Annotated in this window: 13 protein-coding genes and 1 pseudogene; 8 read left to right on the top strand and 6 right to left on the bottom strand. The window is 56.4% G+C overall.

The genetic code is table 11. The annotated features are described in order from the left end of the window. Positions 1-106 precede the first annotated feature (106 nt). Complete coding sequence (locus tag FMN52_RS08275; protein WP_148608179.1) at positions 107-1,006, top strand: cation diffusion facilitator family transporter; 900 nt, start codon at positions 107-109, stop codon at positions 1,004-1,006. A gap of 218 nt (positions 1,007-1,224) precedes the next feature. Here FMN52_RS08275 and FMN52_RS08270 read toward each other — a convergent pair whose 3' ends face one another. Further along, entirely contained in the window at positions 1,225-1,641 is a 417-nt protein-coding gene (locus tag FMN52_RS08270) for a hypothetical protein (protein WP_148608178.1), read from the bottom strand. Positions 1,642-2,239: 598 nt separating this feature from the next. Between FMN52_RS08270 and FMN52_RS08265 the strand changes: the two genes are divergently transcribed. The 3 genes and pseudogenes from FMN52_RS08265 to FMN52_RS08255 all read left to right on the top strand — a co-directional run bounded on the left by FMN52_RS08265 (position 2,240) and on the right by FMN52_RS08255 (position 3,823). Then, positions 2,240-2,533 (top strand): MbcA/ParS/Xre antitoxin family protein, encoded by a 294-nt coding sequence (locus FMN52_RS08265; RefSeq protein WP_162525028.1) that lies wholly within the window; start codon positions 2,240-2,242, stop codon positions 2,531-2,533. Positions 2,534-3,002: 469 nt separating this feature from the next. Beyond that, positions 3,003-3,290, top strand: a pseudogene (thyA, locus tag FMN52_RS08260) (thymidylate synthase); the annotation flags it as partial. A 23-nt stretch (positions 3,291-3,313) separates the two neighbouring features. Then, entirely contained in the window at positions 3,314-3,823 is a 510-nt protein-coding gene (locus FMN52_RS08255) for a dihydrofolate reductase (RefSeq protein WP_148608176.1), read from the top strand. Here the strand turns inward: FMN52_RS08255 and FMN52_RS08250 are convergent. Further along, a complete protein-coding gene (locus FMN52_RS08250; RefSeq protein WP_148608175.1) occupies positions 3,820-5,349 on the bottom strand; it encodes a DEAD/DEAH box helicase in 1,530 nt (509 codons plus the stop codon). The two genes, FMN52_RS08255 and FMN52_RS08250, sit on opposite strands and share 4 nt — an antisense overlap. A 199-nt stretch (positions 5,350-5,548) precedes the next feature. Here FMN52_RS08250 and FMN52_RS08245 point away from each other — a divergent pair, with 199 nt between their 5' ends. Further along, positions 5,549-6,337 carry a thioesterase family protein gene (locus tag FMN52_RS08245; RefSeq protein WP_148608174.1) on the top strand — a complete coding sequence of 263 codons (789 nt, stop codon included), beginning with the start codon at positions 5,549-5,551 and terminating at the stop codon, positions 6,335-6,337. Between the two features lie 13 nt (positions 6,338-6,350). Here the strand turns inward: FMN52_RS08245 and FMN52_RS08240 are convergent, their stop codons facing one another. The 3 genes from FMN52_RS08240 to FMN52_RS08230 form a co-directional block, all read right to left on the bottom strand. After that, entirely contained in the window at positions 6,351-7,250 is a 900-nt protein-coding gene (locus FMN52_RS08240) for a haloalkane dehalogenase (protein WP_148608173.1), read from the bottom strand. Positions 7,251-7,396: 146 nt separating this feature from the next. Continuing rightward, positions 7,397-7,645: a hypothetical protein gene (locus FMN52_RS08235; RefSeq protein ID WP_148608172.1), complete on the bottom strand. Its 249-nt coding sequence runs from the start codon at positions 7,643-7,645 to the stop codon at positions 7,397-7,399. Between the two features lie 75 nt (positions 7,646-7,720). Continuing rightward, a complete protein-coding gene (locus FMN52_RS08230; RefSeq protein ID WP_148608171.1) occupies positions 7,721-8,071 on the bottom strand; it encodes a hypothetical protein in 351 nt (116 codons plus the stop codon). A gap of 127 nt (positions 8,072-8,198) precedes the next feature. Between FMN52_RS08230 and FMN52_RS08225 the strand changes: the two genes are divergently transcribed. Both FMN52_RS08225 and FMN52_RS08220 read left to right on the top strand, forming a co-directional pair. Next, positions 8,199-9,314, top strand: coding sequence for an AI-2E family transporter (locus tag FMN52_RS08225; protein WP_148608170.1), 1,116 nt, complete (start codon positions 8,199-8,201; stop codon positions 9,312-9,314). A 123-nt stretch (positions 9,315-9,437) separates the two neighbouring features. Next, positions 9,438-9,857: a peptidoglycan-binding domain-containing protein gene (locus tag FMN52_RS08220; protein WP_148608169.1), complete on the top strand. Its 420-nt coding sequence runs from the start codon at positions 9,438-9,440 to the stop codon at positions 9,855-9,857. A 75-nt stretch (positions 9,858-9,932) separates the two neighbouring features. Here FMN52_RS08220 and ilvD read toward each other — a convergent pair whose 3' ends face one another. Beyond that, positions 9,933-11,768, bottom strand: a complete 1,836-nt coding sequence (gene ilvD, locus FMN52_RS08215) for a dihydroxy-acid dehydratase (protein WP_148608168.1) — start codon at positions 11,766-11,768, stop codon at positions 9,933-9,935. A 159-nt stretch (positions 11,769-11,927) separates the two neighbouring features. On the opposite strand from ilvD, the gene FMN52_RS08210 reads away from it, so the two are divergent. Then, positions 11,928-13,184: an HDOD domain-containing protein gene (locus tag FMN52_RS08210; protein ID WP_148608167.1), complete on the top strand. Its 1,257-nt coding sequence runs from the start codon at positions 11,928-11,930 to the stop codon at positions 13,182-13,184. Positions 13,185-13,210 lie beyond the last annotated feature (26 nt).

Below are 13,210 nucleotides of genomic sequence, written 5' to 3'. Positions count from 1 at the left end.
GGTTACGCTCAGCGTACCGCAAATCAGTGGCAAGCCCTTGACCCTGTAGTTGCTAAAGGGTTCATAGCTACGCCAGCATCGTTGTTGATCATTGATAGAGGCAAAAATGCACGATCACAGTCACGACCACAGCCATCATTTCGACACCCATAACCGCTCCTTTGCGATTGCTGTGTTCCTCAACATCCTGTTTGTCGTCATCGAAGCAGTGTACGGGGTTATATCCGGCTCGCTGGCGCTGCTTGCTGATGCCGGCCACAACCTCAGCGATGTTATGGGGTTGATCATGGCCTGGGCAGCCAGTTGGCTGGCCAGCAAAGCGGCAACCAACGCAAAGACCTATGGCCTGAAGAAAACCACGATTCTGGCGGCCCTGTTTAACGCTCTGATTCTGATCGCCGCTGTCGGTGGTATTACCTGGGAAGCCATTCAGCGCCTGACAGATCCTGCCGACGTCGCCGGGCTGACCGTGGTGATCGTGGCTGGCATTGGGGTACTGATTAACGGCGCAACCATGATGCTCTTTCTCAAAGGGCAGAAAGGGGACATCAATATCCGGGGCGCTTTCTTGCATATGGCCGCAGATACCGCAGTGTCGGTCGGCGTCGTGATCTCCGGCACGATATTGATGTTCACCAACCTGACCTGGATTGATCCAATTGTGAGTCTCGTTATTGCCGTTGTGATCTTTGTGGGCACCTGGCAGTTGCTGAAAGACTCCGTCAACCTAGCGGTAGATGCCGTCCCCAAAGGGATTGATCCTTCGGCTGTCCATGAACGTCTTGAAAGCTTGCCAGGAGTAATATCGGCCCATCACCTCCACATCTGGGCTCTGAGTACCACCGAAAACGCGCTAACCGTTCACCTGGTGAAACCCGACCCCGAGAGTGACGACCAAGTGATCAGTGAGGCCGCTGAAATGCTGAATCAGCACTTTGGCATCCAGCATACGACTGTTCAGTGGGAGCGTCGTGAGGGCCAGTGCCCAAATACATTGTTTTGCTGAATGTTGAAAAAAGGTGGCGCACGTTTGGTGGCAGCCGCTGCATCTAGGGCAGCCCGATCAACGCCCTCCTTTTTTCCTCATCATGAGATTCGGAAAGGACACGCCCTCTCATGTCAGATAATTCGCTTTGATCGTGAATTCAAATAAACGTTCGGCATAGTAATTACTTATAACGCTGAAGGCAGCGGTGCGTCTCACGGGTCCGCTGACCTGACTTGTTATTTATGGTTTTGATTGGAGCAAGTCGCCACATACCAGTAAGCTGAAAATATCCCATAAATGAAGTTCAAGGTGATCACAACCATTGGCATAGCGATGCCAAACTCCAAACCTAGTACACCCTTGTTCATTGAAGGAAAAACAACAAGCAGCACCATTGCTGAAGGAAAGATACTAGCCGCCATGCCACGTAATATGGTGCGATCTTTCCAAACGGGTATTAGTAATCGCAGCATCCACAACCCACCCCAGATCATTCGCTGATACAACCAAGGTGCGGTGAAATCTGGTTTCATTGATATACCAATAAGGTCTGATAACCCTACCTTTCCCATAAACCAGATATTGAAGCTGTCCAAAAGCCCGCCTAAGGCTCCGCCTGTAAACGCCCCACTTATGTTACGAACGTATTTCATTAAACTCTCCGGGCTTTCTTCGATTCGAGGCAACCCCCAGAGTAACAGCTTGCTAGTTTGAACTCGCACTAAATCCAGTCGGTTCTTTCAATCTAGAACCGAATCACAGTGCGAGGCCAATGTTCGCTTTTGTTTAAAAGCCGGCTTGCATTTGTCGATAAAGGTCACTGCGAGGCAGGTCAGTATGTGGTATTTGAAAATCTTCGAGACGAACTAGCAACGAAGGCGGAAAAGAGATTAGAGATTGGAGAGTCTATTGGAGCTAGAGGAAGAAATGCACTAGAGAAAGGAGTCTGAACTTCAGGGACCGTTAACCGTTACCCAGGGCAGGGTCGAACGAGAGACTGTGGAGCGATATCGCATATTTGAGGAGCTTTGTCAGGCCAAAAGAAAGACCGAGGCCCTTGAGGCGACCATCGAATCGATGTCGAATCAGATTGACCACCCAAAAGAAATAGAGTCTTCCTGACTTACTTACCAATCTTACTTATTAAGAATGCATCATCCACCCTGGAAATTGCGCCGCCTTGGCGGTGGCCATCATCAAGTCATCCTCGGTTATACTCACAAGTGTGACAATCGCAACCGGAGATACGCCATGGATGCTGCAACTCAACAGTCTCGCCGCGACGCTGCGTTTCAGATACTGACAACGTGGAGGCTGGACCCGCAGCAGAAAGACCAGTTGCTGGATGAGTATGAAAATGTCTTGAGTGTGCTCTCAATTGCAGACTCCCTCTATGCAATCTATGAAGGTGACGCTGACCGAGCCAGCCGATGGCCATCGCGTCCAAACGCCGCCTTTGGTGGCCAGACACCGCTAGAAGCAATGCTGTCTGGCGATTGTGAGCGAGTACGCAAGTACCTTAAGTATCACGTCTACAACGCGTAAAGCGTTAAGGGGTGGTCGGCTCAGTCCGCAGCCCGAAGAGCGAGGACACGGTCTCTTTACGTCGATTCACAGGGAGTATCCTGGCGAAGGGGGTTGCAATCTTCGACTGCAACCCCTCACCAAGAATCTTCTGGTTTCTGGCTATACGCGATTTGAAAAAACCTTTGCGATTAATTTCCTTTCAAAACACAATATAGGTTATGTCTCTGCCACCCACCCACCCATGCTCAACGATCAGAGGCCTATCTTGTTTCTCAGATATTGAAATGCACAAACCCGTGAAAGTTATTTTTAACTCAGATATACTATGGTTCTGATCTAACTGTCTGATTAATTTGAATAAAATGTGGATTTTGAGAGGCCTGGCTGTTGGGGGTGACTGTGCACTTTTTAAAATGCACAATCCGATATTGGTGGTTCAACCCACCCAACCTAACGGATTGTGCAGTTTTTCAGTCGTATAATTGTGTTGGGCGTGCCGTTCAATATCGCCTCCTATGCCTTGTTGACGCACATGATCGCCCAGCAGTGCGACCTGGGTGTCGGTGAGTTCGTGCATACCTTTGGCGATTGCCACCTTTACCAGAACCACCTCACCGACGATATTGTCTTCGAGCAGCTAAAGCGCGAGCCCCGCGCGTTGCCGACACTGGTGATCAAGCGCAAGCCTGCGAGTATCTTCGAGTACGAACTGGAAGACTTCGAGTTTGAGGGCTATGACCCCTGCCCGGGCATCAAGGCGCCGATTGCCATCTGACCGAACCCAGAAGAGGCGAGTACATGAGAAAAGCCCTGATCGTCGCCATGTCCCGTAACCGGGTCATTGGACGTAACAACAATCTGCCCTGGTATCTGCCGGGTGATCTGCGTTATTTCAAACAGGCCACCATGGGCAAGCCTATTATTATGGGCCGGAAGACCTGGGATTCGATCGGTCGGCCATTGCCGGGGCGGATGAACGTGGTGATCTCGCGGAATGAAGCCTGGGAAGCACCAACCGGAACGGTGGCCGCGACGTCATTGCCCGAAGCGCTGGTAAAGGCCGAGGCGCAGGCAGAGCTGGAAGGTGGCGACGAAGTGATGATCATTGGTGGCGGGCAGATCTACGCCGAGGCGCTGCCAATGGTTGATCGCATGTACATCACCCAGGTGCACGCTGAGGTGGACGGGGATGCGTTTTTTCCGGAAGTAAACTGGGATGAGTGGGAAGAAGTCGGACGGGAGGATTTCTCCGCGTCCGATAATAACCCTTACGACTACAGTTTCGTGGTCTATCAGCGCCAGGCTTAAGCCTGGCGAGGTGGGCGCTTGCCTGCGGGCTTGCCGCCCTTGCCGGGAGGCTTACCGCGACCACCGGGGCCACCGGGACCGCTACGTCCTTTCGGGCCACCTTTCTTGAAACCGCCTTTCGGGCCCTTGCGATTCTCGCCTGGACGGCCGCCGCCACCTTTGCGATCACGGCGAGGAGGTGTTGCCGACACGGTTGGCAAAGCCTCCGGCTGCTCCAACGGCAGGGAGCCTGGCTGAGCTGCTTCCATCCAGCAGGCGAGGGCGCCGGCTACCATGGCCATATCCATCTCATTGCGTTCGGCAATCTCGTCCAGCAGGGCCATAGTCTTGGCCAGCTTCTTGTCTTCGGCGAACGCCAGCAGCTGGGTTTCAAACTGCTGCTCCCGCATTTTCTTGAGCTCGACGGGCGATGGCAACTCGTAAGCTTCCATCGGCGAGTTCGTTGCCCGTTCGAGCGTTCTCAGCCAACTGCGCTCGCGGGGTGTTACCAGCAGGATCGCCTTGCCCTCGCGACCGGCACGACCGGTACGGCCAACCCGATGGATGTATGCTTCAGTGTCGTAGGGCACGTCGTAGTTGATGACGTGCGTGATACGGGACACGTCCAGACCGCGCGCTGCCACATCGGTGGCAATAATAATGTCTTTCTTGCCACGCTTCAGGTCTTCAACCGTTTGTTCCCGCTGGCGTTGATTCAGGTCTCCGCTCAGGGGCGCGACTGCATGGCCCCGAGCCGAGAGTTTTTCGGCCAGCATGGTGGTTTCCGCTTTGGTGCGCACGAAAATAATGGCGGCATCAATCGGCTCAACTTCCAGAATGCGGGTCAGGGCATCCAGCTTGCGCTCAGCATAGACAGGCAACACGAACTGTGAAATTCGCTCAACAGTGCGGGTCTCGCTCTCGATCTTCACTTCCGTTGCGTTGCGAAGATAGGTTTGGGCAACCTTCTTGATCTGGGGCGGCATGGTGGCCGAGAACAGGGCGCGCTGACAGTTCTCTGGCGTCTTCGCCAGAATCGCTTCCACGTCGTCGATGAAACCCATGCGCAGCATTTCGTCGGCTTCATCGAGAACCAGTGCTTTCAGGCTGTCGAGTTTCAGCGTGCCCTTGCGCAGGTGGTCGAGCATACGGCCCGGCGTGCCCACGATAACCTGGGCGCCGCGGCGAAGACCCTTGATCTGGGGGTAAAAATCCTGACCGCCGTAGATCGGCAGAACATGGAAGTTACGGAACTTGCTGGCGTAGGTGGTAAAGGCTTCGGCCACCTGGATGGCCAGTTCCCGTGTTGGCGCCAGAACCAGAATCTGGGGATCGGTAACAGAGGCGTCAATCCGGCTCAGCAGAGGCAGTGCAAACGCCGCGGTTTTACCGGTTCCGGTCTGGGCAACGCCCAGCAGATGGTTACCGGCAAGCAGCGCGGGTATCGCCTGGGCCTGGATGGGAGACGGGGTTTCATAGCCAACGGCGGATACAGCTTCAAGTACGGCTGGATCAAGCCCCAGTTCGGCAAAGGACAATTCAGACATTGATTCACTCGGAATTCGGGAGGTAGAGCATTGCCGGGCAATGCATGATGTGCGCGTATTATAGCGGTTTTGTTGCTGCTTTAATACGCAAAAAACCTGGCATGGCTGTAGGTAGTTGCCGGGGACTTGCCATTGCGTTGCCGTCCGATCTTGGGCAGTCTTCGTAACTATCCCGATAGGTTGCTAACAGGAACATGAGATGACCTTTGACGAATTATTGCGGGCGGCCCGTGAAAGCCAGGAACTGGTTATGCCTGGGAGCTGGTCCCAGGGTAGAGCCACGTTTGGTGGTTTGACGGCAGCACTGATGTTTGAACGCATGCAAAAGCTTGTTGCCGAGGGCCGTGCCATGCGGTCGTTGCAGGTATCGTTTGTGGGGCCGGTGGAGCCGGAGGAGCCTGCCAGCTTTGAGGCGGAGATTCTGCGCGAAGGTAAGGCGGTCAGTCAGGTACAGGGGCGCATTGTCCAGAAAGGAGAAACCCGGCTGGTCTGCCTGGCCAGTTTTGGCGGAGATCGGGAGTCGGAGGTACAGGTGGCCGCCCTTCCGGCACCTGAAGCAACACCGGTCAGTCAGTGCATGGGGCTGGATTATATCGAAGGCGTTACCCCGGAATTTATTCAGCAGATCGAGATGCGCTGGGCCTTCGGTAACCTGCCGTTCAGTGGTAAGGGTGGCCGCGAGCTTGGTGGCTGGATGCAGTTTCGGACGCCTCCGGAGACCTTTTCCGATTCCCATATCATTGCCCTGGTTGATGCCTGGCCGCCTGCAGTCCTGCCGTATGTGAAGCAGCGGGTGAGGACCAGTTCTCTGAGTTGGGCGCTGGATATTGTGCATCCCAGGCCCGTTATGGAGCCGGGAGACTGGCTGTTGTACAAGGTCTCGATAGACCAGGCGGGAGCCGGGTACGGCCACACCCAGGCAGGGATTTGGACCGCCAAAGGCGAGCTGGTGGCTTTGAGTCGCCAGACGGTAACCGTGTTTGGGTAGGAGAAATGGCGGCTCAGGCCGCCATTTCTGATTTCAGGGCATCAATGATGATGCGGGCGAAATCTTCCGGTGAATCTTCCTGCAGAAAATGCCCGCCACGAAGAGTAATGTGGGGTTGGCCGTGGGCGCCGGGAATCCGGCGCTGCATATGCCTGTCGCCGCCCCGTGTAATTGGGTCGCCACTGCTGAAACAGGTGATGAACGGCTTCTTCCATTTTTCCAGAACCTGCCAGGCGGCCTTGTTGGCGTCGCTGTCCGGCGTGCCCGGTTCGGTCGGAACCAGCTTTGGAAACGCTCTGGCGCCCGCCTTGAAGTCCGCCGATGGAAAAGGGGCCTCGTAGGCGGCAATTTCTGCCTTGCTCAGGGTACGATCAGTGCCCAGTTGTACGATGCGTCCAACCGGGAACCAGGGGCTGTGAGTGGCGAAGGCCTTCCACATCGAGAAGACAGCAGGCACAGCCGCTTCGCCGGTTGGCAGCATGCCATTCCCCACAATGATGCGGCTAAAGCGCTGGTGGTGTTCCGCTGCCAGTCGCAGGCCCAGTAATGACCCCCAGTTCTGGCACACGAGGGTGATGTTGGTGAGGTCGAGCTGTTCCAGCCAGCTGGCCAGCCATGTCAGGTGGCGGCCATAACTGTAGTCAGCCACCGACGCCGGCTTGTCCGATTTGCCGAAGCCGACAAGGTCGGGAGCCAGCACCCGATGCCCGGCGTTTGCCACCAGGGGAATCATGTGCCGGTAAAGGTAGGACCAGGATGGCTCGCCATGGAGCATGAGGACCGGCGAAGCGCTTCGCGGGCCCTCGTCAACATAGTGCATCCGGAGCCCGGGTTCTACGTCGAGATGGTGTGGAGCAAAGGGGTAATCCGGAAGACCTGCGAAGCGGGCTTCATCGGTTCTCAGAATACGCATGCCATCGACTGTCCTGACTGATTGGTTGCGTGATTGCCGGGGGCATTCAGTGATAAGAACGCCCTAATACAATCGTCAAAGATCAGGATAAAGCAGATGGAAAATTTGTGTGTTTGAGTTGCGTAACAGAGCGTTGCCGCTTTGAATCAGGACGCAATGCCGAATAGGCGCTCGGGGTTGTCAACGCGGGCCAGAGCCCCGTCGCAACAATTGACGGCGCCGCAATCGTCGGCTGAGCAGAGGCCGATGGTCCGGCATTCCGTGTTCTGGTTCTGGCTGCCTTGGTTCCGGAAAATCCGGGCCCTGGAGAGAATCGAGTGGCAGTGGCCGCAAAGCAGGGTGGGTACCGCGCTGCCCTCGGCCAAAAGCGCTGTGTATTGCTGTTGTTCAGTCATAAATATCCTCCTGATACTGCCCAACATATGGGCCAAGTATGACATTTCAAAGTCGGGATGCCGCTGTTATACGGCTTAACCGTCAGGATCGACCAGTGGCCGGCGATTGGAGCGCTTGTCATCCCAGTCAAGCTCCTTGGGGTCATACCAGCCTATGGCCTGCAGTACTCTTTCCCGTGTCTGTGGCGACAGTGTAGGCCAGAGCTCCTGAAAGTCTTCGAGGCCGAGTTCCCGTTGCTTCTGTTGCTTGCTCTGAAGTCGGTTGATGATCCGTGGCAGCTGCAGGGCCTCGCCGAGCTGACCGGGCACCATGACTTCCTGGCCCATCACCTTGCGTCGGTGAGTTCTGGCGGCCAGAACCTTGCGCAACTCTGTGGCCGCATCCAGGGCTGTTTCTATGGTGAAGGTTTCCAGTTCCAACAACATGACCTGTCTATTAGTTGATCAACAACCGTCCACTATAACCCGAAGATAGCTACAGTGGCCACGCCAGCGTGGTAGGGTAGAATGGCTCGGTAAATTGCAGAACCAACATCAGGGAACCGCATAAACTATGTACGCAAAACTTGAAACACGGACTTTTCTGGCGTTGCTGGTCGGCGTTTCCCTTGCCTTTGTATTTCTAATGAAACCCTTCTTCGGGCCCATATTCTGGGCGGTCGCCATTGCCCTGATTTTCCACCCGGTGCAGCAATTGCTAGTGCGAAAACTGGGGGACAGGCCCAATGTGAATGCTCTGATCACCCTGTGCATCTGCATGTTTATCGTGGTCATCCCGGTTTTGGTTCTGGTGACTTCACTGGTGGCCGAGGGCGTCGCGCTTTATCAACAAATCCAGAGCGGTGAAATACGGCCCGGGGAATACATAGATCGGGTCAACCAGTCATTTCCTGCTATTCAGGCGTTCCTTGCGCAGTTCGATATCAGCTTTGCCGAGCTCAGAGACCGGGCGGTGAGCATTTTTGTTGGAGGAAGCCAGTTCCTGGGTAAGCAGGCGTTGGGCGTGGGCCAGAATACCTTCCAGTTTTTCCTGGGCCTGGCGTTGATGGTGTATCTTGCGTTCTTCCTGCTGCGGGATGGCAATGCGCTGGTAGAGCTTATTATCCGGGCTCTGCCACTCGGAGACGAACGGGAGCGGTTGCTGTTTGCCAAGTTTGCGGAGGTGACCCGCGCTACCGTCAAGGGGAACCTGCTGATCGCGATCATCCAGGGGGCTCTGGGCGGGCTGATTTTCTGGGTTCTCGGAATCAGTGGCGCTTTGCTCTGGGGGGTGGTCATGGCGATTGTATCGCTTCTGCCTGCGGTGGGTGCCGCGCTGGTCTGGGTGCCTGCTGCCATCTACCTGGCGGCGGTAGGAGATGTGATCGAGGCGTCGATACTGACAGCCTTCGGCGTGGTGGTCATCGGGCTGGCGGACAACCTGCTGCGTCCGGTACTGGTTGGTCGGGATACCAAGCTTCCGGACTACATTGTTCTACTGTCGACCCTTGGTGGCATCGTCATGTTCGGCATCAACGGATTTGTGATGGGGCCATTGGTGGCGGCGCTCTTTATGGCTTTCTGGGGGATTTTTATCCGTGAGTTCAGCGAGGAGGCCCACCGCCTACCGGTCAGTATCGACGATGAGGCGCGAGGGCAGAGCCAGGAATCGGGGCATGATGTCCGGTAAGGCGACATGCGACGAAAGTATGGTAGTCTTTTAATCGTTTGCCCCAGCCTGTGGAGATAGGCACCACATAACAAGAAAGAAACGGATATCGGTGAGATATCAGGAGTTAAGCAGGTGAGTACCATGAGAAAAGCAACTACCCGACTGGGACGCCTGGCCGCTGCGGCCGGATTGGCGGTCACACTGGGCTTTGCCCCTGCGGCCTTCGCGGATGAGATCGTTGCACTCAAGAATGCGCTCTACGGAGCAGGGTACGACATTACCAATGTCAGCCCGCAGATGGATGACTCAACCCGGTCCGCGCTGACCCGGTTCCAACAGGATAACGGTCTTCAGGCTACCGGTAGCCTGGACGATCCTACCAAAGAAGCCCTGGGCATGATCTCCGTCCAGGTTGCCGCTTCGGCGCCATCACAGTCCACCGCATCCAGCACCGCACCGGCTCAGGAGTCGGCTTCTTCCGCGGCAGAAACCTCGGCCCCGGAGCCTGAGCAGGACGACGCCATCGAAGAAGAGGAAGATGGCGGCTGGTCGCTCTGGTAGTCCGAGTTTCCTGAACAAAAAAAGCCCGGCGAGGATTCCCTGCCGGGCTTTTTTGTTGGTTCAGGTTCGGAATGTTCAGTCGAGTTTTTCGAGATCCCGAACGGCGCCCTTATCGGCACTCGTGGCCAGTAACGCGTAGGCTTTCAGGGCGGCAGAGACCTTGCGGTCCCGGGGCAGGTCCGGTTTCCAGCCCTTCGCGTCCCGGACTTCACGGCGACGATCCAGCTCGTGCTGGTCCAGTCCAACGTTGATGCTCCGGTTCGGAATGTCGATACGGATTGTATCGCCATTTTCGATCAAACCAATGGCCCCGCCGGAGGCAGCTTCCGGCGATGCGTGACCGATGGACAGGCCGGAGGTGCCTCCGGAGAAACGTCCGTCTGTCAGCAGGGCGCAATCTTTCCCGAGGCCTTTGGATTTCAGGTAACTGGTCGGGTAAAGCATTTCCTGCATGCCGGGCCCGCCCTTCGGGCCCTCGTAACGAATAATCACCACTTCGCCCGATTTCACTTCATCACTGAGAATTCCCGCTACTGCAGAATCCTGGCTCTCGAAGACCCGTGCCTTGCCCTCGAAAACAAAAATGCTTTCGTCCACGCCCGCGGTTTTAACCACGCAGCCGTCGAGGGCAATGTTGCCATAAAGCACCGCCAGACCGCCCTCAGAGCTATAGGCGTTCTCAACTGAGCGGATGCAGCCGGTTTCCCGGTCACCATCCAGGGTTGGCCAGCGGGTGCTCTGGGAAAATGCGGTCTGGGTGGGAATGCCAGCTGGTCCGGCTTTGTAGAATTCGACCACTTCGGTGGTCGGCGATCGCATGATATCCCAGGTCTCCAGGGCCTCTTTCATGGTCTTGCTGTGCACAGTGGGAAGATCGGTGTTGATCAGCCCGCCCCGTTCCAGCTCACCGAGAATGCCCATGATGCCGCCGGCCCGGTGCACGTCTTCCATATGATATTTGGGCGAATTGGGTGCCACCTTGCACAGCTGCGGGACCCGGCGTGACAGTTGGTCGATTTCGTTCAGGGTAAAGGGAACACCACCTTCCTGGGCTGCCGCCAACAGGTGGAGGATGGTGTTGGTTGAGCCGCCCATGGCAATGTCCATGACCATGGCGTTTTCAAAAGCTGCCGTCGAGGCAATGCTCAAAGGCAGTACGCTGGCATCGTCTTGCTCGTAATAGCGGCGCGCATTCTCCACAATCTGTCGACCGGCGTTCAGGAACAGTTGTTCTCGATCGGCGTGCGTGGCCAGCAGTGAGCCGTTGCCCGGAAGCGCCAGGCCAATGGCTTCGGTCAGGCAGTTCATCGAGTTGGCCGTGAACATGCCGGAGCAGGAACCGCAGGTGGGGCAGGCGCTACGCTCGTACTCTTCCACTTGTTCATCGGAGGCGTTGGGATCCGCGGCAATGACCATTGCGTCCACCAGGTCCAGCTTGTGCTCGGACAGCTTGGTTTTACCCGCCTCCATGGGTCCGCCGGACACGAAAATCGTGGGAATGTTCAGGCGCATGGCGGCCATTAGCATGCCCGGAGTAATTTTGTCGCAGTTGGAAATGCATACAAGGGCGTCGGCACAGTGGGCGTTCACCATATACTCTACAGAGTCCGCGATGATTTCTCGGGAGGGTAGGGAGTACAGCATGCCGTCATGGCCCATGGCGATGCCATCGTCTACTGCTATGGTATTGAATTCCTTGGCTACGCCTCCGGCAGCCTCGATTTCGCGACACACCAGCTGGCCGAGGTCTTTGAGATGCACGTGACCGGGCACGAACTGGGTGAAGGAGTTGGCCACGGCAATAATCGGTTTGCCGAAGTCCCCGTCTTTCATACCGGTGGCGCGCCAAAGGGCACGGGCGCCGGCCATATTGCGGCCTGCGGTGGATGTCCGCGAACGATATTGAGGCATGGTGTTCTGTTCTCTCTGTTGTTACCTGGTGACGATAAGCAAAAAACAGAGGATACCAGATTAGACTCGAGGCGCATGGTTGTTTTCCGGGGCTCTGTTTACAATAGGTAACAGAGTTGCCAACTATTCTTCAGGTTTGAATCGACAAGGAGTATGCCTATGGCTGGCCAGGAAAGCCTGCCGCTTCGTCGTCTTAAAGAGTTTCAGCCGTTGAACCGACTGACGGATGACCAGCTGGTCCTGCTCGCCAGCCGAGCAGAGCGTCGGACCCATGGGCCCGGGCAGCGGGTTCTGGAGCGCGGTGTTCGGGATGGTCTCGACTTCTTTCTGATTGCCGGCAAGGTGGAGCTGGAGTCCCTGGATGGTCGCAAGTCGATCATCGAAGCCGAGACGGAGAAAGCGCACAATCCGATTGCTCGGCTCCAGCCCCGGATGTACCACGTAACGGCCGTTAAACCCTCGGAGTTCCTGGTTGTCGAACAGGAAATTCTGAATCAGCTGCTGCGTTCGGCACCGGTGGAGCAGGTTGAAATGGATTCCGGTGAGGGCAGCGGCGGGATTGAGAGCGAGGAACACCATCTGCTGATGGAGTTCCTTTCGGAGCTGAGATCAAACCAGGTGAAGCTGCCCAGTGTGCCGGATGTGGCCTGGAAGGTCCGGCGGGCGGTGGATCGTGAAGAGTCGACGGCGGACCAGGTGGCCCTGGCGGTGTCTGCGGATCCGGCCATGGCGGCCAAGCTTGTGCGCGCTTGCAACAGTCCTTTGTATCGTGGGTTCAGTGATGTCCGGAATGTCCGTGAGGCAGTCGTCCGTCTGGGTATGCGTACCACCCGGCAGTTGGTGACGGTGTTTTCCATGCGGGAGGTATTCAAAACCCGTCAGGCGTCGTTGCAGAAAGAAATGGAAAAACTCTGGCGGCACTCCCGGGAGGTGGCGGCTCTGTGTTGGGTGCTTGCGGACCACGCCACCAAACTGAATCCGGAGGAGGCACTGCTGGCGGGGCTACTCCACGATATCGGCGTGGTCCCGATCCTGGTTCAAGCAGAGCACCATGTGAATCTCTTTGCCGATGAGGCCAATCTGAGTCACGCAATCAGCGAGCTCAGAGCGGAGGTGGGCACGGCGGTACTGGAAAACTGGTCGTTCCCGTCGGCATTTGTTGAGGCGATCCGCCACGCCGAGGACTGGGGCTATGAATGCCGTGAGACGTCGCCGCAACTGGTGGACGTGGTCATTGTGGCGCAATTGCATTCGATGATCGGTTCCAGCCAGAATGCCGAGCTGCCCCCGTTCGACCAGGTGCCGGCGTATCGGCGTCTGGGCGAGCTTGAACTCAATGCCTCACGCAGTTTACAGCTTCTGACGGAGGCCAGGGCCCGGGTCGACGAAGTTCAGCAATTGCTGGCCATCCGATGAACGTCCGGGCTGCGTAAACTGTGGAG

This window comes from Marinobacter sp. BW6 (genome assembly GCF_008107725.1).
In the GTDB taxonomy this organism is placed as follows: Bacteria; Pseudomonadota; Gammaproteobacteria; order Pseudomonadales; family Oleiphilaceae; genus Marinobacter.
The sequence above is the reverse complement of the archived record's forward strand: the minus strand, read 5'-3'. Positions and strand labels throughout refer to the sequence as shown.